The sequence below is a fragment of the Bacteroides sp. GM023 genome (assembly GCF_014750685.1).
In the GTDB taxonomy this organism is placed as follows: Bacteria; Bacteroidota; Bacteroidia; order Bacteroidales; family Bacteroidaceae; genus Bacteroides.
In genome coordinates this window covers 277,242-299,320 of sequence record NZ_JAAXGE010000009.1, presented here as the reverse complement: position 1 = coordinate 299,320, position 22,079 = coordinate 277,242, and the positions used below count along the sequence as shown (strand labels likewise).

General features: G+C 41.4%; 17 protein-coding genes. 6 read left to right on the top strand and 11 right to left on the bottom strand.

All coding sequences use genetic code 11. The features are described from left to right. Window positions 1-7 precede the first annotated feature (7 nt). Both HC965_RS19355 and HC965_RS19350 read right to left on the bottom strand, forming a co-directional pair. Window positions 8-3,400: a TonB-dependent receptor gene (locus tag HC965_RS19355; RefSeq protein WP_191032991.1), complete on the bottom strand. Its 3,393-nt coding sequence runs from the start codon at window positions 3,398-3,400 to the stop codon at window positions 8-10. 167 nt (window positions 3,401-3,567) lie between these two features. Further along, window positions 3,568-4,584, bottom strand: a complete 1,017-nt coding sequence (locus tag HC965_RS19350; RefSeq protein WP_191032990.1) for a FecR domain-containing protein — start codon at window positions 4,582-4,584, stop codon at window positions 3,568-3,570. 136 nt (window positions 4,585-4,720) lie between these two features. Here HC965_RS19350 and HC965_RS19345 point away from each other — a divergent pair, with 136 nt between their 5' ends. Then, entirely contained in the window at window positions 4,721-5,296 is a 576-nt protein-coding gene (locus tag HC965_RS19345) for an RNA polymerase sigma-70 factor (protein WP_191032989.1), read from the top strand. 428 nt (window positions 5,297-5,724) lie between these two features. Here the strand turns inward: HC965_RS19345 and HC965_RS19340 are convergent, their stop codons facing one another. From HC965_RS19340 to HC965_RS19330, 3 genes are all read right to left on the bottom strand, one after another. Next, window positions 5,725-7,620, bottom strand: coding sequence for an ATP-binding protein (locus HC965_RS19340; protein ID WP_191032988.1), 1,896 nt, complete (start codon window positions 7,618-7,620; stop codon window positions 5,725-5,727). Window positions 7,621-7,736: 116 nt separating this feature from the next. After that, window positions 7,737-10,373 carry a valine--tRNA ligase gene (locus HC965_RS19335; protein WP_191032987.1) on the bottom strand — a complete coding sequence of 879 codons (2,637 nt, stop codon included), beginning with the start codon at window positions 10,371-10,373 and terminating at the stop codon, window positions 7,737-7,739. Window positions 10,374-10,438: 65 nt separating this feature from the next. Next, window positions 10,439-11,077: a hypothetical protein gene (locus HC965_RS19330; RefSeq protein ID WP_191032986.1), complete on the bottom strand. Its 639-nt coding sequence runs from the start codon at window positions 11,075-11,077 to the stop codon at window positions 10,439-10,441. 141 nt (window positions 11,078-11,218) lie between these two features. On the opposite strand from HC965_RS19330, the gene HC965_RS19325 reads away from it, so the two are divergent. From HC965_RS19325 to HC965_RS19305, 5 genes are all read left to right on the top strand, one after another. Beyond that, a complete protein-coding gene (locus HC965_RS19325) occupies window positions 11,219-12,283 on the top strand; it encodes a DUF3810 domain-containing protein (RefSeq protein WP_191032985.1) in 1,065 nt (354 codons plus the stop codon). 64 nt (window positions 12,284-12,347) lie between these two features. Continuing rightward, window positions 12,348-13,577, top strand: a complete 1,230-nt coding sequence (locus HC965_RS19320; RefSeq protein ID WP_191032984.1) for a PD-(D/E)XK nuclease family protein — start codon at window positions 12,348-12,350, stop codon at window positions 13,575-13,577. Between the two features lie 178 nt (window positions 13,578-13,755). After that, window positions 13,756-14,925: an ATP-binding protein gene (locus HC965_RS19315; RefSeq protein ID WP_191032983.1), complete on the top strand. Its 1,170-nt coding sequence runs from the start codon at window positions 13,756-13,758 to the stop codon at window positions 14,923-14,925. 37 nt (window positions 14,926-14,962) lie between these two features. Further along, window positions 14,963-15,751, top strand: coding sequence for a nucleoside triphosphate pyrophosphohydrolase (gene mazG, locus HC965_RS19310; protein WP_191032982.1), 789 nt, complete (start codon window positions 14,963-14,965; stop codon window positions 15,749-15,751). Between the two features lie 5 nt (window positions 15,752-15,756). Then, on the top strand, window positions 15,757-16,017 hold the full coding sequence (locus HC965_RS19305) for a hypothetical protein (protein WP_191032981.1): 261 nt from the start codon (window positions 15,757-15,759) through the stop codon (window positions 16,015-16,017). A 93-nt stretch (window positions 16,018-16,110) separates the two neighbouring features. Here HC965_RS19305 and HC965_RS19300 read toward each other — a convergent pair whose 3' ends face one another. The 6 genes from HC965_RS19300 to rpsA all read right to left on the bottom strand — a co-directional run bounded on the left by HC965_RS19300 (window position 16,111) and on the right by rpsA (window position 22,011). Continuing rightward, entirely contained in the window at window positions 16,111-16,575 is a 465-nt protein-coding gene (locus tag HC965_RS19300) for a hypothetical protein (protein WP_191032980.1), read from the bottom strand. A gap of 27 nt (window positions 16,576-16,602) precedes the next feature. Continuing rightward, window positions 16,603-16,980, bottom strand: a complete 378-nt coding sequence (locus HC965_RS19295) for a hypothetical protein (RefSeq protein ID WP_191032979.1) — start codon at window positions 16,978-16,980, stop codon at window positions 16,603-16,605. 46 nt (window positions 16,981-17,026) lie between these two features. Beyond that, the gene (locus HC965_RS19290; protein ID WP_022137684.1) at window positions 17,027-17,578 is read right to left on the bottom strand and encodes an RNA polymerase sigma factor; all 552 of its coding nucleotides are present in this window, start codon (window positions 17,576-17,578) and stop codon (window positions 17,027-17,029) included. A gap of 25 nt (window positions 17,579-17,603) precedes the next feature. Next, entirely contained in the window at window positions 17,604-19,151 is a 1,548-nt protein-coding gene (locus tag HC965_RS19285) for a L,D-transpeptidase family protein (RefSeq protein WP_191032978.1), read from the bottom strand. Next, window positions 19,141-20,079, bottom strand: a complete 939-nt coding sequence (locus HC965_RS19280; protein ID WP_191032977.1) for a ribonuclease Z — start codon at window positions 20,077-20,079, stop codon at window positions 19,141-19,143. The genes HC965_RS19285 and HC965_RS19280 overlap by 11 nt, the downstream gene beginning before the upstream one ends. Before the next feature lie 135 nt (window positions 20,080-20,214). Then, complete coding sequence (rpsA, locus tag HC965_RS19275; RefSeq protein ID WP_191032976.1) at window positions 20,215-22,011, bottom strand: 30S ribosomal protein S1; 1,797 nt, start codon at window positions 22,009-22,011, stop codon at window positions 20,215-20,217. Between the last annotated feature and the right edge of the window lie 68 nt (window positions 22,012-22,079).

The window sequence follows — 22,079 nt, the reverse complement described above, 5'->3', positions numbered from 1 at the left end:
CACTTATTTAGAAGGATATTGATACACCAAAATTATAAGAAGTCACATTCGGATACGCATAAGTTCCATTATCCGTTTCCGGGTCCAAACCTGTCCAGTTAGTAATCACAAACGGATTGTTCACGTCTACATATACGCGGAGATTCTTTGCAATCTTCTGACTGATAGGTATTTTATATCCTAGCGTAATGCTTCCACAACGAATGTAATAGATGGATTTCACGTAATAATCACCCCATCCGTTGCCACCTCTGACGTATGTAGGATCAGTTGCTGTCAGGTTATTGCTATTGAAAGCTTTCAGAGAATAAGTAGAAACGTTGATACCATTGTCCATACGTGTCCAACCTTCATAATAGCTGGCTGCTCTCTTTCTGCCTGCTTCTCCATAGAAATAGATATTCAGGTCGAAATTCTTATACCTGAATGAGTTGTTCAGACCGTAGATAATTTTCGGATCACCATTGCCCATATATACTTTATCACCATCTCCCAATGTACCGCTCCCGTCACGATCTTTCAGTTTCATCATACCCGGAACCAGGTCTTTCTGAGCATCCGGAACTTTTTCTCCTGGTTGCAGGATACCGATCGCTTCATATTCCCACCATGCACGGATCGGGTCATTTTCTTTTTCATAAGGATATGGTTTCCAGTTCGGATCGCGTGTCAGCCAACGGTCATTATAATGTGACAAAGTCAATGTCGTATCCCATTCAAAGTCGTTAGTCACGATGTTTACTGTATTTAATGTGATTTCCACACCCTGGCTCTGCGTTGAGCCTACATTACCTGCAATTATATTAACCTCATTATAGAAAGGTAATGGTTTATCTTTCACTAGCAAGTCTGTAATCTTCCGTTTGAAGTACTCGGCTGTCAGCTTAAACCGATTGTTGAACATTCCGAAGTCCACACCTACGTTAAATTCCGTTGTTGTTTCCCAAGTCAGGCTCTGGTTTCCCAACTCGGAAGCATATACACCCGTTGATTCCGCACCTCCGATAATAGCGTTTCTTCCTACTCCATAATAGTCATAAATACGATAACCTACATTAGAGTTACCTGTCTGTCCGTAAGACGCTCTCAACTTCAACATAGACAGCCAATCGGCAGTTCCTTTCATGAAGTTCTCTTCACTAATCATCCAACCGGCTGATACGGATGGGAAATATCCCCAACGATTTTCCGGAGCAAAATTAGAAGCGGCATCGGCACGCACAGTAGCTTCCAGCAGATATCTGCCCTTGTAAGAATAATTGGCACGGGCAAACAAAGAACCGATACTGTTGATAGAAGCCCATGAGCCTACGGACGGTTTCTTATAATTACCTGCTCCCAAACTATTATACCCAAACCCATCCACTAGAAAGTCTGAATTTCCGGCACTCAATCCGTCATTTTTGAATTTCTGGAACGAATAACCGCCAATAGCTTTCACGTTATGGTCACCAAAACTTTTGGAATATTGAGCGGTCAACTCCATCAAATAGGTAGTACTTGTTTCTTGCGAAATATCTGCACTTCCATTCTTGTTCTTTCCCTGCAAAGTTGTTTTTGGCAAATAACTGGAACGTTTCTGGAAACTACGGTCAACTCCTAACTGGAACTTCACTTCCAATTCTGTCAATGGTTTCACTAATACGAATGCGGATCCTATGATTCGATCTTTTACTGTGTTATCTTTTATATCCAACAAAGACACCGGATTAGCAACGAAAGGACGTTTCGGATCAATATAATAATTACCCTCAGAGTCATAAATAGAAATAGTAGGATTGGACTGGATAGCACCGGTCAATACTCCGGAATATTCATTGGCATTGTTTCCCAAAGGAACATTGTCATACTTATTCTGTGAGTAAGTAGCAGTCAGTCCGAAAGAAACGTATTGACTAAGTTCCTGGTCCAAATTCAAACGGGCAGAAAAACGGCTAACACCATTATTCTTGACAATACCCTCTTGATCCATATAGTTGACGGATGCCAGATAGCGGGTTTTCTCCGTACCACCATTCACGGAAAGATTGTGCTGTTGTGTATATCCGTTGCGCATCACTGCATCCAGCCAGTCAGTACCGCTAGCCGTTAATATCTCATCATTATTGAAAGTTGGTTTATATGGAGTGAGTGGAGTGTCCTTTTTTTCCACATATCCTTCATAGATTCCCATACCGTTCAGCTTCAACCACTCCTCATGCTGTTGTTTATTATACATATCCATATACATACGGGTATCAAGCATCTTATAGTTAGAACGTGCCACCTGCACTGACCCCATGCCTGAGTATGTCACTCTGGGTTTCTGGCTCTTACCACGTTTTGTAGTTATCAGAATAACTCCATGTCCGGCACGCGCACCGTAAATAGCTGTAGAAGCAGCATCTTTCAACACAGAAATGGATTCAATATCATCTGGATTCAATGATTCCAATACATTATCAATATTGCCGGATTCATAAAATCCATTATTACCGGAACCTAAACTGGAAGTAGAAGATACTGGAAAACCGTCGATAACAAATAAAGGTTCATTACCTGCACTAATAGAAGCTTCTCCACGAATACGGAATTTAGCCTCGCCACCCGGCTGTGCCGACATTTGATTCACACGGAATCCGGCAGCTTTACCAGCCAATGCACGAGAAACATTCGGTACAGTATTCATTTCTACATCGCCCATATTTACCATAGAGACAGCACCGGTCAATGTCTTTTTACTCTGTGTACCATAGCCTACTACTACCACTTCATCCAGTTGTTTGGAGTCTTCCTGCAATGTGACTTTCATGTTTTTTCCCGGCTGTACAGTAACAGTCTGCGATTGATAACCAATAAAAGAGATGGCTAATTGGGCTTTTGACGAAGATACTGAAATCGTGAAAACTCCGTCAATATCTGTTATTGTCCCGTTGCCTTGTACGTCCTTTTCCAACACACTAGCCCCGATAATCGGGTCACCTTGAGCATCTAATATAGTACCGGATACTGTTATTTTCTTTTCTTGTTGTGGTGACTGTGCCTCAACAGATAATATAATCTTCTTATCCAATACCGAGTATTTCACATTAGTACCGGCAAAGACTTCTTTCAGTACGCTGAAGATATTGCTCTTATCAGCCGAGACGGATACACGGCGATTCAGAACCACATGTTTGTTGTTGAAGAAAAAATCAAAGTCAGACTGTTCTTCAATCTCTTTCAGAATATCCTCCACCCGCTGGTTACGGGCATCAATACTAATCATAGCTTTCTGAGCGTAACTATCGGCCGCATAGCTTAGTCCGATAGAGCATACCAAGAACAAAACTAATAGTCTCATAGATAATGGGATTTTTTTTGAGGTTAGCCAAAGTGACTTTACCACCCACAAAAATTGGATGCTAAAATAATTTTGCATAATTTTGTAATGACTTAAAGTTAATAAAAAGTTTATCTAGGCTTGTCGCCAAACAAGCTCAAAATGATTTACCTATTTCCATGCGGGAAGATACGCCAATATCATCCCGTATGTTTTTGTTTAAGGGGGGTTGTCTTTCATTGCATTTTGGTATTAAGGTTATTCAATCAATATATTTCTATCTTACTCTTTTCATCTGTTATGTTTGGAGAGTCAAGATAACGCCAACGGATTTGAGAAGAAAGCTGGAAGTATTCAAGGATGCGTTCTAAACGCTGATTAGTAAATGTACCTGTAAATGAGTCTTCTTTCAAACGGTTATTTTTAATGATAAATTCTACGTTATACCGTTTCTCCAACATTCGCAGTCCTTCTTCGAGAGGGGTGTTTCTGAAGATAATTTTACCCTCTTTCCAGGCTATTTCCGATTCGCCGGAAGTGGCATACAGTTGCACCTTACTGTTCTTAGAGTCATAGACCAGCTTCTGACCGGGATCCAGCAATACCTTTTTCGAAGTATTGTCACTTGTATAGATGAAGCCAATCTTTCCTTCTACTAACGTTGCCGAAACTCTGTTCTCTTTTTCGTAAGCCTCTACATTGAAATGGGTTCCCAGTACTTCTATTTGCGACTGATGGGAAGTGGAAACTATGAATTTCTTTTCCGGATTCTTGGCTACTTCAAAATAAGCTTCACCCTGCAAGGTTACATTTCTCGTGTCACTGTCGAAATGTGAAGGATAACTTAATGTAGATTCCGAATTCAAGAAAACAAGCGTACCGTCAGGTAATGTTAATGAGGTCGTCATCCCGGGATTGGTCTTTATTTCCATCATTTGTGCCAACTCTTGTTCACCGTCTCCCCAATGCTGCACCATCAAGGTGACGAGAAGTGGAATGAACAGAATGGCTGCCGCACGTTGTGCCCATTCCCACCACATCGTCTTCTTCTTACCTGTCATCCTACCTTTTACCCTCGACAAGGCTTTCTCCGTGTCGACTTTCTTCATGATATGAAGTGTATCCGTAGCCAAATAAAGTGTATGAACCTGTTTTGCCATTCGCCGGTTCTCTTCCGATTCATTCATCCAAGTTTCGACTTGCAGGCGTTCCTCCTCTGTTGCCAGTCCTTCACAATAACGGGGAAGCAGTTCTTCTATTTTATTTTTATCTGTATGATCCATATGCTGTTTTTATTGCCTTTTATTATAAGACAGGAGAGACACGGGAGATTCCTAAACTAAAATCCATTTTTTTTCAGAAAATCTTTGTTTTCTTTTAAAAAAGCTATATTTGCAGTTGATTTATCAAAACTAATACATGAAAGAGAACCACTCTCCGGATAATGATTTTCTATTATCAGCCGTTCAACGCGGAGATCTGAAAGCATTTGACGCACTGTTTCGGAGATATTATCCCGTACTGTGTGCCTATGGTCATCGTTTTGTTGACTTGGAAGATGCGGAAGAGATTGTAGAAGACTCTCTTTTATGGATTTGGGAAAATCGGGAAACATTCATTATCGAATCATCATTAAATTCGTATCTTTTTAAGATGGTATATCGCAGGGCTTTAAACAAGCTTGCACATATTGATGCCACCCAACGTGCCGATACACGGTTCTATGATGAAATGCAGGAAATGCTGCAAGATACGGACTATTATCAAATTGAAGAACTCACCAAACAAATTGAGAATGCTATCGCCAAGCTGCCTGAAAGTTACCGGGAAGCCTTCGTGATGCACCGTTTTCGGGATATGAGTTACAAAGAGATTGCCGAAACTTTAGGAGTATCTGCCAAAACGGTAGATTACCGTATTCAGCAGGCATTGAAACAACTACGTATGGATTTGAAAGATTACCTGCCTTTACTGCTGCCGCTTTTAATCTCATAAAACAGGTCTGGTATATAAGACTTACCAAACACTATTATCTGTCTATTAAATCATTAATAGATAAGTTCTTTTGTATTAGGAGCAAACTTTACTTCCCCTAATACTAAACTTCCAGTTATCACGATATAAACTATAAATGTAAGCTTTGATTATACAATTGTAAGCTTTGATTATATAATTGTAAGCTTTGATTATATAATTGCAAGCTTCATTTTTATAATTGCAAGCTTCATTTATAAAAACAAAGCTTGCAATTATAGTTTGATTACTGTCGAGAACAACTTTCCTATTAAGAGGAAGGAAGTTTGCAATAGGGAGACAAGAACTTATCTACTAACAGATTAGGGGAAAGCAAAGGGGAGTCCGCAAGTGAATACAGAACGTTTCACATGCAGATACTTATTTATAAGATTAGCAGACTTGACAAATTATTCTTTCCGGTAAGGCAGAGTAAACCAAAAAGTAGAACCTTTCCCCTCTTTCGAATCAACTCCTATTTCCCCACCTAAGCGTTCAACAATCGTACGACAGATAGAAAGTCCCAGTCCCGTGCCTTGTATGAAAGGATTGTACTTCACGAACCGCTCGAATACATGTGTACATTGTTCATGGGACATTCCACAGCCGGTATCCGATACATAAAAATAAATAGTTCCGGCGTTTATCATACGATACCCCATACGGATAGTTCCCACTTGCGTGAACTTAATAGCGTTGATTACAAAGTTGGAAAGTAATTGCATCAAACGGTTTTTATCTATATAGAAAGCACATTCCGGCAGTCGTTCGGCAAACGTGAGAGTTACAGTATCCCTTTTCAAACGTAGCTGCATACTCTGTTCGATTTCCGTCAGAGTCTGATTCACATCAATTAGTGAAGGACAGAAATCAAACGTTCCAGCTTCAATCTTCGATAAATCCAGGATATCATTAATCAATTGGAGCAACAGGTCCGTATTTGTTTCGATGATATCTGCGTATTCACGCATTTCCGTGCGGTCCTCTATTTCAGGAAGCATATTTGAAAAACCGACAATCGCATTTAATGGAGTACGTATTTCGTGGCTCATATTAGCCAGGAAGGCTGACTTTAACTGATTGGCTTGTTCCGCCTTCTCCATTGCTTCATGCAAACGTCCATATGCTTTCCGAAGAAGACGAATGTAATAGGCTATGGCAACAATCAATACAAATAAAGATATAGAACCCGTAAGGATTTCAACACGATATTGCTGGAAAAAAGTTTTGGGTTCATTGATGTAAACAGCATCCTTCGGATAGCGGAACGAAGGAATATTGTGAGATTTCAATACCGGATAGCAGAGATAAGCACTTCCTTTCCCGCCCACTTTACCGGGAATATTTCGTGCCTGCTCTCCTTTCAAAACACGTTCAAGAGTTTCTAACAAAGAATCGCAAAAGGATTCTGTTGAAACATAATAGCCGCCGGCATACGTATTATTTGATAAATCTTCGGGAGAAAGCAGAAACAGAGGAGATGGGGTAAAGTTGGTGATAATCTCCTGGATATGGTCAAAAAGATAATTGTTATCGTTCTCGTTGTGAGATTCAAACCAGGAATAATAAATAATTCCCGTATTCGATTTATAGTTGCGTAGAGTATCCAATAACATTTCCGTGGACAGATGCGTAGTGGAAAGAAGATCCAGTTGTAAATCGGGAAAGTTTCCCGTTACCGCTTCTTTTACATCGTCACGAGTTTCCTCGCTAATATATCTGTCGTCCGAGATGAACGCCAGGCGTTCCATATCAGGTATCAGTTGATAAATCAGGTCAATCGTTTCCTTTACATAATAATGTTGTTTTAAGATTGTGATGTTATATCCCCGTCTCCATTCTTCACCGGCGATACTGTTCGTTTCTGTCAATGGGGCATGGGACAGTAGAATATCCAGGGATGCAGGCAAACGGTCGCGGGCATTTGTCACGATTACCGGAACATCCTTCCACACACCATCAAATAACTCACGGCAAACAATCCATCCCGGATCTCCAATCAGTACAATGGCAGTAGGCGGCACCGGATACTTCTGCCGCAAATGAGCGACTACGGCATTCACTTCCATCTCGTTTGCCAAAGCAGCTACGCTAAGAGATTCAGCCTTGACAGATATACCTTGTTCCTGAAGTGTATCATGCATATACCAGTAAAAATTTTTAGCCCATGGTAGATTAAAATTAATGGAATTCAAGACCAATACTTCTTCATTTGAATTTCCGGAGCGAGCTGACACGGGCGATAAGATTCCCTCCATAATAAGGAATAAATCAAGATATAAGATAATCCGTAGCGTTTGTTTCATTAAGGATACTCTATAGTTGTAGCGACAAAGATAGTATTAAATTCTTTTTTTCAAAAGAAAGGCACCTCAAATCTAATTGAGATGCCTTATATTACATAAATTTAAGTATCAGAGGATTATGCCTTCTTCAGAGCTGCAATACTTTCTTTCAAAGAGTTGATGATACTTTCAGCGTCCGCTTGCTTCTTACGTTCCATTTCGAGAACGGCTGCCGGAGCATTGTTGACAAACTTCTCGTTGCTGAGTTTCTTCATTACTCCCTGCAAGAAGCCTTCCTTGTGCTTAAGTTCTGCTTCCATACGGGCGATTTCCGCTTCCACATCAATCATATTACCCAATGGAACGGCAAATTCAGTTGTACCGATCATGAAAGAAGCAGCACCTTCCGACTTGCTTTCTACCACCGTAAGAGAAGAAAGGTTACACATCTTGATGATAACCGGATTCATGTTCTCTACCGGATGATTGCCTACAACCTGCAATTCAAGTTGTTCCTTCATGGCGATATTCTTCTGCAAACGGATGCTACGAATATTACTGATAATTTCCTTAGCTACTTCAAAGTCTTGCAGGAATTTCTCATTCACTTCATTCGGTTCGAACATTTGAGTCACCATCAGGCTAGCACCCGGTTTGCGTTCACGCAATTGTTGCCACAATTCTTCTGTGATAAACGGCATGAAAGGATGCAACATTTCGAGCAGACGCTCGAAAGAGCCAAGAACCATGTCGTAAATAAACCCATTGACAGGCTGACCGTAAGCAGGTTTCACAACCTCCAGCAACCAGGAAGAGAATTCATCCCAGAACAGTTTGTAAACCAACATCAATGCTTCGCTCAAACGATATTTGGAGAAGAGGTCGGCCACTTCAACTGCCGCCGCATCCAGTCTTTGGTCAAACCATTGAACGGCCAAATGTGCATCGGCAGGAATCTCAATAGTACCTTTGGCATTTGTCCATCCTTTAATCAGGCGGAAAGCATTCCATATCTTGTTGCAGAAGTTACGTCCCTGTTCGCAAAGCGCGTCGTCGAAAAGGATGTCGTTTCCGGCAGGAGCAGAAAGCATCATGCCCATACGCACACCGTCGGCACCGTATCTTTCAATCAGTTCCAATGGGTCAGGAGAGTTACCGAGCGATTTAGACATCTTACGTCCCTGTTTATCACGAACGATACCTGTGAAATAAACATTCTTGAACGGCATCTGTCCTTCGTATTCATAACCTGCCATAATCATGCGGGCTACCCAAAAGAAGATAATGTCCGGTCCTGTCACGAGGTCACTCGTCGGATAGTAATACTTAATTTCTTCGTTGCCCGGATTGTTGATTCCATCGAACAAAGAGATAGGCCACAACCAGGAAGAGAACCAGGTATCCAGGCAGTCTTCATCCTGACGGAGGTCGTCCATTGTCAGAGCTGCGTTGCTGGTCTTTTCCTTAGCTTTCGCCAATGCTTCTTCGGGAGTAGCGGCTACTACATAGCCACCTTCCGGCAGGAAGTAAGCAGGAATACGATGTCCCCACCACAACTGACGGCTGATACACCAGTCTTTGATGTTCTCCATCCAGTGACGGTACGTGTTCTTATATTTCGCCGGATAGAACTTCAGGTCGTCGTTCATTACAGGCGGCAATGCCATATCTGCAAAGTGTTGCATCTTGAGGAACCACTGCATAGACAGTTTCGGTTCAATCACAACATTGGTACGTTCTGAATATCCTACCTTATTCGTATAGTCTTCCGTCTTTTCCAACAAGTCGGCAGTTTCAAGGTCTTTCTCGATCTGCTTACGGACATCGAAACGATCCATACCGATATACATGCCGGCAGCTTCGCTCAATGTACCGTTATCATTGAAGATGTCGATGCTAGGCAGATTGTACTTTTCGCCCAACATATAGTCGTTTACATCGTGAGCCGGAGTCACTTTCAGGCAACCTGTACCAAATTCGATGTCTACATAGTCATCTTCAATCACAGGTATTGCACGATTTACCAACGGAACGATTACTTTCTTTCCTTTCAGCCATGCATTCTTCGGGTCGTTCGGGTTGATACACATTGCCGTGTCACCCATGATTGTTTCGGGACGGGTAGTTGCCACTACTGCATAGCGGCCTTCCGCATCACCTTCCACTTTGTAACGGAGATAATACAGTTTTCCGTGTTCTTCCTTGTAGATCACTTCTTCGTCAGAAAGAGCAGTCAATGCTTTCGGGTCCCAGTTCACCATGCGGACACCACGATAGATTAATCCTTTATTGAACAGGTCTACGAATACTTTGAGCACACTTTCACTACGTTTCTCGTCCATAGTGAAGGCTGTACGATCCCAGTCGCAGGATGCGCCAAGTTTGCGGAGCTGCTTCAAGATGATACCGCCGTGTTCGTCCGTCCAGTCCCAGGCATGTTTCAGAAATTCGTCGCGGGTCAGGTCGGTCTTCTTGATGCCTTGGGCAGCAAGTTTATTTACGACTTTCGCTTCAGTGGCGATAGAAGCATGGTCAGTTCCCGGCACCCAGCAGGCATTCTTGCCTTCCATACGGGCACGACGAACTAAAATATCCTGGATGGTATTATTAAGCATGTGTCCCATGTGCAACACACCAGTGACGTTCGGGGGCGGAATGACGATGGTGTAAGGTTCACGACCATCGGGTTTCGAACTGAATAAATGATTGTCCAGCCAATACTGGTACCACTTTCCCTCCACGTCAGCGGGATTGTACTTACTTGCTAATTCCATATTGTTTTATATATATGATAGATTGTATATTCAAAAATAACGGGTGCAAAATTAATAATTTTAATTCAAATCTTGCCACCCTCCGGCCGATTCTGTGCGCGGAAAGAGAATTTATATCCTTCGTAAACGGCGAATCCGTAGAATAATGCTGTCATGGATGCCACATTTTTCAGCATGATGGTAAATATCTCGCCATAATCCACTCCTGTCAAAGCTTCCCAAAATGACACTTCATAATCCTTGGAAATATACCCGATTATGGAGAAGAAATCTCCCAGCACACAACTAATCAGAGCCAATGCAGCACCCAAGATTCCAAAGATTGGGCGTATCCCCTTTCCCTGACGCATGGCAAAACCTACAAAGAATCCGATAGCGATGGCCATGTATCCAATCTGATAACCGGTAGATACCGAAATCAATCCCCAGGCCACTGCCCCAATAAGAGCCGCAGCAACTCCATACATCAAACCTTTAGGCAGATTCTCTTCGGCAAGCATTTCTTCTCTTGTCATATATACCGGGAAATCTTCCGGCTTTGGGGGAGCTAACTTTTCCAATTCTTCGTCTTTCTGAAAGTCTTCACATTCTTCTTCAAAGTCAGGAAGTTCCCTGGTCCGCTTGCAAACTAATCCTCTTCCATTCACGAAATCACGTGACACGCAATTCCGGCAGTACTTTTCAATATCTTCAGTTGTAGCCATCTTTTATCCGGTTTATGTTGAATAATTCTTTCTATCAGATTGATTATAAAGTCACTATTAACAGTTTTTTTGCAAATATAGAGGTATTTTTTCGCGTAACGTCTATTAAATGCATATTTTTGTTGACCAAAATCCGAATGAATGATGAAATGGCGGTTGAAAAACAGACATATAGTATTGGGGGTATTGCTGCTCTTAGTGTGGATGACGCAATTGATTCCCGCTTTGGCAACGGTATATTCCCGTACGGTCTATCCCCTTATTTCCTATGTATTATCGGGCATCTCCAATTTAGTCCCTTTTGCGTTAGGAGATTTATTTATTTTCCTTAGTATCGTAGGTGTTATTGTTTATCCTTTTTACGGTCGTTTCCGTAAGAAATTACCTTGGAAAAGAGTTTTATTACGTGACGGAGAATACCTGTTATGGGTCTACGTGTGGTTCTATCTTGCCTGGGGGCTCAATTATTCCCAAAAGAACTTTTATCAACGGACTGAAATTCCTTATACAGCCTATACACCGGAGAATTTTAAAGGGTTCGTGGATGATTATATCACGCAACTCAACCGTTCCTACACTCCGGTCAACAGCATCAATCAGGATTTAGTGCGTGAAGAAACCGTACGAATCTATAATCAGTTGAGCGATAGTCTCGGTGTGCACCGCCCACCACATGAATCCCCTAAAGTAAAGACTATGCTATTTACTCCTTTCATCTCGATGGTAGGCGTGACCGGCAGCATGGGGCCTTTCTTCTGTGAGTTTACATTAAACGGGGATTTACTTCCCGCCAATTATCCGGCTACTTATGCTCACGAGCTGGCACATTTGCTGGGTATCACCAGCGAAGCGGAAGCCAATTTCTATGCTTATCAAATTTGTACCCGCTCCCGGGCTATGGGTATCCGCTTCTCCGGTTATTTCTCCGTGCTCGGTCATGTCTTGCGAAATGCGCAAAGACTACTTCCCGAAGAAGAATACACGCAGATTTTCAAGCGCATCCGACCGGAAATCATTGAACTGGCAAAAGAGAATCAAGCGTATTGGGCAGCCAAGTACAGCCCGGCAGTAGGTGCGGCGCAGGATTGTATATATGACCTTTATCTCAAAGGAAATAAGATAGAGAGCGGTCGCCAAAACTATTCGGAAGTGGTGGGACTGCTGATTTCTTATCAGGAATGGATAGCAACTAAAAGCATTGTATGATTTGCAAAATAAAAACTAAAACAATATCTTTGTTATCCATATAGAAACATACCTACTAATAAATATGGAGCATATCTCTGAATTACTGAATAAAATAAGATTAATTACCGTACGTGAAAACACCTTATGCAAAGAGAAAGAAAAACGAGGTGAAAACTTTAATATATTTTCCATCCTGAAACTTTCAAGAGTAGAGGTTAGATTGCATTCCGCATTCATTGTAGAATTGTTGAATCCCAAAGGGGCACACGGGTTGAAAGATAAGTTTCTTCGTTCTTTCCTCACTATTGTAAATTCTGATATAGATTTCGACTTTACTTCTATTCATGTCGAAAGTGAATTCGTCATCGGTCAAGTAAACGACAATGGAGATAGAGGTGGCAGAATTGATATCATCATTATGGACAAAAAGAATCATGCTATTATTGTAGAAAACAAAATAGATGCAATAGACCAACCCAAGCAGTTATTACGTTACCACAACTATGCAAAAGAGCAAAAGTATCAATTCTTACTGCTTTATTTAACCAAAGACGGGTGTACAGCCTGTGATATTTCTACAGATAAAAAGAACCTTGATTATGCTTGCATTTCCTATAGAAAACATATTCTAGCATGGCTAGAACACTGTGTGGAATTATCTTCATGCTATCCTTTGGTGAGAGAAACGCTTAGGCAATACATCATAAATATTAAAAATATATTATATATAATGGATACCAACAATTTAAATAAACTTATCGAAGTAGCAACATCAGATGACTATATGGAAGCTACTTTAACTATATTAGGTAACCAGCGGGAAATCCAAAAGCGGATACGTCAAAAATTTATCGAACAATTGAAAGAAGTAGCCGAAAGACATGACTTAATGTTCAAATACGATAATGAAATATGTGATTTAAAAGGAGATTGCTGGATACATTTTCATAACCCAAAGGTTTCGGCCAATTGGAGCATCTTCATCGGTGCGTATAAGCACAATCACACAAATGGCGTTTATTACGGAATTACTCAAATGATATATAACAAACCTCATCTGACTAAACAGCGACTTTCCGAACTAAAACCTTTTCATTTCTGGACTGAAGGAGAACCTTCATCCGATTTACCTTTCGGCTGGAGCTATCTTAGAGGGAAAGACGGTATTGGAGATTGGTGGGACTGGAATAACAATAATACCCTGAGAGATATGGCTAACGACACATTAGCTCAATACATAGAAAACGAAATAATAATACCGGTATTAAAAAATAAACTTTTGCAAAAGATAGAAAAGTTATCATCAAAATGAACAATATTCAACATATAACAATACAGCCAACGGTTAGTTAAATGTCTATTTCATCCTATATATCACTGCATAATCCATGTTTAATTCAGCAATTGCACTATAAAAGTGCAGAAAGTTACATTTTTCTGCACTTTTATAGTGCAATCTTTATATCTTTGTATATAAATATATGCTAACCATGGACAGATTATACGAAAACTTCAATAAGCTTCTTAAGGCTACAAATACCGACTTTATCCGTTACAAGTATGCTGAAATAAATTGGGACTGCCATATGCTCGGACTTGTCGGACCACGAGGAGTAGGCAAAACCACTATGTTCTTGCAACATATCAAGCAGAACATGAATCTGAAAGATACATTATATGTTTCAGCAGACAATATGTATTTTGCCGATAATTCCCTAGTTAACCTAACGGACAAGTTCAGCAAACAAGGCGGCAAACATTTATTCATTGATGAAATACACAAATATCCTAATTGGTCTCGTGAATTGAAGCAGATATTCGATTCTTATCCGGATATGCAAGTACTTTTCACCGGTTCCTCTATTCTGGATATTTATAAAGGAACTGCAGACTTGAGCAGACGTGCACCAATCTATGAAATGCAAGGGCTGTCTTTTAGAGAATATTTAAGTATGTTCCACCAAATTCATGTACCAGTCTACTCATTAGAAGAGATACTGGAGCATAAAGTTGAAATTCCGGGAATAGAACATCCACTTCCGCTATTCACAGAATATACACAACACGGCTATTACCCGTTTAGCAAAGATACCACTTTTGAAATTGAGTTGAACCAAGTAATCAACCAAACTATGGAAAATGACATTCCTCAATACGCTAATATGAATGTATCTACAGGACGTAAATTGAAGCAGTTGTTGATGATTATTGCCAAAAGCGTTCCATTTAAACCTGTCATGCAGAAACTCGCTGATATCATTGGAGTAAGTCGCAATTATTTAAGCGATTACTTACTTTATATCGAGAAAGCGGGGATGATAACTCAGGTTCGGGATGATACAGGGGGAATTAGAGGACTAGGTAAAGTAGAAAAGATATATCTTGATAATACCAATCTCATTTATGCATTAGGAAGAGAAAATTCCAATATCGGCAATATCCGCGAAACATTCTTTTATAACCAAATACGAGTTAAACAGGATATTATATCTTCCAGAATTTCAGATTTCCAAATAGGAGAAAGAACATTTGAAATAGGAGGAAAAAACAAAGGACAACAACAAATAACTGAAGCCAAAGAAGGATATATTGTAAAAGATGATATAGAAACCGGATATGGCAATATTATTCCACTTTGGAATTTTGGAATGAATTATTAACAATAGCTTATATAACAATTTTAATAAAAACAGATTTATGTCACATACCAGACAAGAACAAATGGAAGCCTTCGGACGCTTCCTGGATATTCTCGACGAACTGCGTGTCAAATGCCCCTGGGACCGCAAGCAGACGAATGAAAGTCTGCGTCCCAATACCATAGAAGAGACTTATGAACTTTGCGACGCGTTGATGAGAGATGATAAGAAAGATATTTGCAAAGAATTGGGAGACGTATTGCTCCACGTTGCTTTCTATGCCAAGATAGGCTCGGAAACAGGGGATTTTGACATCAAAGATGTTTGCGATAAGCTGTGCGACAAACTGATTTTCCGTCATCCCCACGTATTCGGAGAAGTGAAGGCGGAAACAGCAGGACAGGTATCCGAAAACTGGGAACAGTTGAAACTAAGAGAGAAAGATGGCAACAAGAGTGTATTAAGCGGTGTTCCCGCTGCCCTTCCCTCGCTTATCAAAGCGTATCGTATGCAGGACAAAGCCCGCAACGTAGGCTTCGACTGGGAAGAACGCGAACAGGTTTGGGACAAGGTGAAGGAAGAAATCGGAGAATTTCAGGAAGAAGTAGCCAACATGGACAAGGATAAGGCAGAAGCCGAATTCGGAGATGTCATGTTCAGCCTTATCAATGCGGCACGTCTCTATAAGATTAATCCCGATAATGCGCTGGAACGTACCAATCAGAAATTTATCCGCCGCTTTAATTATCTGGAAGAACATACCATCAAAGAAGGAAAAAATCTGAAAGAGATGACTCTTGAAGAGATGGATGCCATTTGGAATGAAGCAAAGAAAAAAGGACTGTAAGGCTTATGAGTAACATTGATTTAAATGCAATCATCGAAAGATGCAATCAAGTAACGCAAGACACTTGGACTGCTTATATAGAGGGAGTAACTCATACCAGTGGTTCCGGCTTTATTATGGTAACAGATAAAAATGGAAACAGAAAAGGGGATCTGGAAGTAATCGGAGCGACCAATGATGATTTGGAGTTCATAGCACATGCCAAACAGGATATTCCACTATTGATTGCAGAAATAGAACACTTAAAATCAATGCTATCCAAATAAAAAAAACAGAGGCTCTATTCCCACCGGACAGAGCCTCCATTTTACCCAAACAGAACGTCTGTTTATACTCAACAGAGCGTCTGATTTATTATCTTACTTTTTCTTTGAATCTTTACTGTCTCCCTTGCGATGCATTCCTTTTATCATCTCCCTGTGGAAACGCATTTCCGATCGCTGTACAAGAAATATTTTCTTGCTGGAAAGAATCTTTTTGAACTTGCCCAAATAAGTTTTATCCAGTTGGTCGGCAGCAATACGGTTATTGGCTACTTTCTCGTTGATTTCTTCGTATTGGGCTTCCGTAGTCTTATCATCCTTGCCTTTGCGCATTAAATCCCACGATTCATCATTCAGCTTTTTCTTTTTATCCTGAAGTTCAAAATAAACGGGGAAGAACTTGGCAGCTTCTTCTTTTGTCAATCCTGCCTGTTCGATAATATACGCCTTTTGTTTTGCTCTGAACTCTTCACGGGATAAATGTTGGTCACACCCGTCAGCAGCCCAAAGAACAGGCATAAAGCCACACAACAAAACGACTAATGCGATTACTTTTCTCATTTTCTATATTCAATCGGTTTTAATAAATCATTCTACACTTGCGTCACTCAAATAAACATATAACGAATAATCATCCAACATGGCACGATCCAGCGCCACATCAATCATTTCATCAGATATTACTTCAGTATCCACTTCTGTCACTGCCACATCATCCGCTGTAACAGGCTTATGGTCTGTCGACGCTACCCGGATAATCAAGGCGGCACCTACGAACATAGCAGCCATATAAAGCAATGGTTTCAATCTCGTCCATGTGCTGACAGATTCTTCCTTGAAAACAACTTTCTCTTTTTCAGGAAGTTTATTCATCACCTCTGAAGTCAGGTTTTCAAAGTAACCACCGGGAACTTTGAAGGAATTTTCCATCCCAAGCTTCTTCAATAGGGTATCTTCTTCTTTCATACGTTTTCTCCTCTCTTTTCCTTAGACGCTGTACGCTCTAAAAGGTTTAATCAATTTCTTCTAAAAACTTCTCTATTTTCTTCACCGCATGATGATAGGAGGCTTTCAATGCGCCGACCGACGTACCGAATACTTCCGACATCTCTTCGTATTTCATTTCCTGATAATACTTCAGGTTGAACACCATACGTTGTTTTTCCGGCAACGTCAACAGCGCTTTCTGTAAGCACATCTGCACTTGGTCGCCCGAAAAATAAGGGTCGCTTTCCAGTTTCTGCACAACCATTGCTTCCGGGTCGTCGATGGCTACGGTAGTCATAGCACGCTGTTTGTTCAGAAAGGTAAGACATTCATTCAGCGCAATGCGATAGAGCCAGGTAGACAGCTTCGCCTCGGCACGGAAATAGTCGATATTCGTCCATGCCTTGATAAAAGTGTTTTGCAGGAGATCGTTCGCATCCTCATGCGACAGTACCATCCGGCGGATTTGCCAATACAATTGTTCGCTATACTGCGCCACAATCATTTCGAATCCTTGCCGCTGGGTACTCTCCTCCTGAAGGAGTTTCAGAACTTCGCGTTCGTTATAAGGGGTCATAATCTCTCGTTATCTGTATGTTTATTTATGGTTTCAAATTCAGGTCGTTCAATCCCTTTAATATAGACGGATCATATTTGTAAATGTCCTCACAATATCTCAGATTATTGTCGGCAGACAAGTAAACTGTCTGATAATCTATAAATAAAGGTATATATTTCTCCAAACTATAATGCTTCAGTTCACGATAAGCCGCACTGACAGGCAGTTTTTTCCCTTCTTCAGTCACCGGTTTGATATCCATTGCGATACGGATACGGTCTTCAAGTAATGAATCCTGCTTATTCAACAGGAAGAATGAGAAATCAAGTGCTTTCTGAAGGCGTACGCAGCCATGGCTTACTGCCCGGTTCTTTCGTGTGAAAGCCCAACGGGAAGGAGTGTCGTGCAGATAAACGGAATGAGGATTGGGAAAACGGAAGATGATGCGTCCCAATGAGTTTCCCGTCTTATTGTCCTGTTTCACCGTATAGGGTACGCCCTTTCCTGCATACTTAGCCCATTTGATGCTGTGCGGGTCTACTTGCAGGCCGGTTTTATTATCATATACCTTCATGCGGTTGCGGGTAAAATAGGTCGTATCCCTGCGATAGGTAGGAATAATCTCTTTTCTGATAATACTTTGAGGGACGTTCCAATACGGATTCAGTTCCATATAGTAGATTCTGCTTGACAACAAGGGCGTCTTATTCTTCACGCTTCCCACACAGATACGCATTTCCAGGATAGAGTCTGTCTCTTCGTTGATAGCTCGCAACATAAATGCCGCTACATTGGCTACTACATATTTCTTTCCTTTATCCAAGGCATATTGCCAGCGTGCGCGTTCCATATTTACCAACAAACGGTCGCGGTAATAATCCGTAGTATCCGTCTCACCCCAGGCATTCACACGTTCCAGTTCTTCCTGCATTTTGTGATAAAGCGGAGAAGAGGGTTGCGCTTTATGAAAGGCTGTATTGGCATTTGTCCGGAGTGAATCCAAAGCAGCCATCGCGAAGTCCTTATCATAATCTTTCAGAGGTATCCGGCTGATTGAGTCGTTCCACCTATCTTTTGAAGGAAGAAAACCGAACTTCAACTGACATACATATGAGAGATAGGCAGACGTCAACTGATATTCAAGGTCTGCCAACAGTCGGTTCATAGTCTTTCCCTGTTGCAATTGCAGTGTCCGTATCTGACGCAATTCCTTGCGAATGCTATCCGTAGGATAAAGATGCGGATTAATGCCATGCTGCGAGATATTCTCCAGCCAATACAGCATGGAGTCTGCCGCTTGTACAGCAGGCTTATCTGAAACCAACGAATCATTCAGCCAGAAAAATTCATCTTTCTCCCGATAGTGAGCTACCAAAGCCGAATCCCAGGGAGTCTCCTGCTTATTCTCATCCAAATAAGAATGAATCATCTGATGGATACTATCCGTACTAATCTGATAGGTGGGATTAAGCAATTCCTGAAGACTTGCCAGAGAATCCGGTATCGGAGACAAAGGTTTCTCCTTTTTGCAAGCTGCCAGGCAAGCTATACACACGATTATCATTCCCAGAAGCAACCGTCTACTTTTCATATGCAGTCCCTCCGTCAACGTCAATACATAAGTTTTCTTTCGCTAAAATCGTTTGTGGGAAAATAGCAGATGCTTCGTTGAATAAAATAGATTCATCTTCATAGCGGGCAGAAAAGTGTCCGATCACCAATTGCCTTACATCAGCGTCCAACGCAAGTTGCGCTGCTTGTGCTGCCGTTGTATGGTAAGTTTCTTTTGCCCGTATCTGCTCTCCTTGCGCAAAGGTCGCTTCATGGAAAAGCAAATCTACATTCCTGATTTGTTCCGCAATCGCCGGGCGATAAATCGTATCGGAACAATAAGCGTATTTGCGTGCCGGAGCCGAAGGACGGGTCAATCGGGAATTAGGGATTACTTCTCCTTCGGGAGTCATAAAATCCGCTCCGTTCTTGATGCGGTTCAGTTCATAGACCGGGACTTTATAAAAGTCTACCATGTCTCTGATAATATGATTGGGGCGCTGTTTTTCTTCAAAAAGAAAACCGCAGCAAGGTATGCGGTGCTTCAAAGGAATCGTAGTTACGGTTACCGAGCGGTCGTCGTAAATGACAGTCGGCTCCTTTGTGTCAAATTCATGGAAAAACACTTTATAGGTCAACATCTTGCAGAAGAAGGCAAGCAGTGGCGCAAACAGTTCTTCCAACCCTTTCGGGGAGTGAATATGCAAATCAGCCGTTCTGCCCAACAAGCCGAATGTAGAAATCAAGCCCGGCAGACCGAAACAATGGTCACCATGTAAATGAGAGATAAAGATATGATTCAGTCGGGAAAACTTCAGCCGGGAACGACGTAATTGCATTTGGGCGCCTTCCCCACAATCAATCATAAATAGTTTTTCACGCAGGTTGACGACTTGTGAAGTCGCAAAGTGTCGTGTAGTAGGCAAAGCGGAGCCGCACCCTAATATATGTAACTCGAATTTTTCCATGGTATGCAAAGATAAAGTATTTCAGATTCAATCCTGCAACGGAACGGATAAAATTTCATCCCGGATGGCACAAGGCACAAAAAAAGACGCTCCGATGACCGGAGCGTCTTTCTATCTATTTAGAAATACTTCTGATTATTTCTTTCCTTCCAACTGTTCTTTCAATGCAGCAAGAGCGTCGAAGTCTCCTAGTGTAGTTGAAGCAGCTTGGTTTTGGATCATCGGAGAATCTTCTCTCTTACCTGATGTCTTCTTAGCACCGGAAGCAGCTTTCTTTTCAGCTCTTTCTTCAGCTTTAGCTACATCTTCGAAAATGCGGCTGTGAGACAGGATGATTCTCTTAGCATCCTTGTTGAACTCGATAACTTTGAATTCAAGTTTTTCATCCAACTGAGCTTGTGAACCGTCTTCTTTTACAAGGTGTTTCGGAGTTGCGAAACCTTCTACACCGTAAGGAAGAGCTACAACAGCACCCTTATCCAACATTTCGATGATAGTACCTTCGTGTACTGAACCTACAGTGAATACTGTTTCGAATACATCCCAAGGATTTTCTTCGAGTTGTTTGTGACCAAGGCTCAAACGACGGTTTTCTTTGTCGATTTCGAGTACCTGAACTTCGATGTCAGCACCAATCTGAGTAAATTCTGATGGATGTTTCACTTTCTTAGTCCAAGAAAGGTCAGAGATGTGGATCAAGCCGTCTACACCTTCTTCGATTTCTACGAATACACCGAAGTTAGTGAAGTTACGTACTTTTGCAGTGTGCTTAGAAGCTACAGGATACTTTTCTTCGATAGTTTCCCATGGGTCTTGTTTCAGTTGCTTGATACCCAAAGACATCTTACGTTCTTCGCGGTCAAGTGTAAGAACAACAGCTTCTACTTCGTCGCCTACCTTCATGAAATCCTGTGCAGAACGCAGGTGTTGGCTCCAAGACATTTCTGAAACGTGGATCAAACCTTCTACGCCGGCAGCGATTTCGATGAATGCACCGTAGTCAGCCATAACGACAACTTTACCGTTTACTTTGTCACCAACCTTCAACTCTGTATCCAGAGCATCCCATGGGTGCGGAGTAAGTTGTTTCAGACCAAGAGCGATACGTTTCTTTTCATCATCGAAGTCAAGGATAACAACGTTAAGTTTCTGATCCAGTTCAACCACTTCTTTCGGATCGCTAACACGTCCCCAAGAAAGGTCAGTAATGTGAATCAAACCGTCTACGCCACCAAGGTCGATGAATACACCGTAAGATGTGATATTTTTAACAGTTCCTTCGAGAACTTGTCCTTTTTCAAGTTTACCGATGATTTCTTTCTTCTGTTGTTCCAGTTCAGCTTCGATAAGAGCTTTGTGAGATACAACAACGTTTTTGAATTCCTGGTTGATTTTAACCACTTTGAATTCCATTGTTTTGCCAACGAATACATCATAGTCGCGGATCGGTTTAACGTCGATCTGAGAACCCGGCAAGAATGCTTCGATTCCGAATACGTCTACGATCATACCACCCTTAGTGCGGCATTTGATGAATCCCTTGATAATTTCTTCATTTTCCAGAGCAGCGTTAACGCGATCCCAAGAACGAGTAGCGCGGGCTTTTCTGTGTGACAGGACGAGCTGTCCTTTTTTGTCTTCCTGGTTTTCGATGTATACTTCTACTGTATCACCAATTTTCAGGTCAGGATTGTAACGGAATTCATTCAAAGGAATGATACCATCTGATTTGTAACCGATGTTCACAACTACTTCACGCTTGTTCATTGCGATTACGGTTCCGTCAACAACCTCACGGTCGTTAACTTTGTTAAGCGTACCGTCGTAAGCTTTTTCAAGATCTTCGTGGCTTGCGCTTGTTACTGCTTCGCCGTTTTCATAAGCATCCCAATTGAAATCTTCAATAGGAGCTACGTTCTTTAAGTTTTCCATTAATAAATAAATTGTTTAAAACTTTAATTAAATAAGACATTATATTATCTCTAAATCGGGCGCAAAGG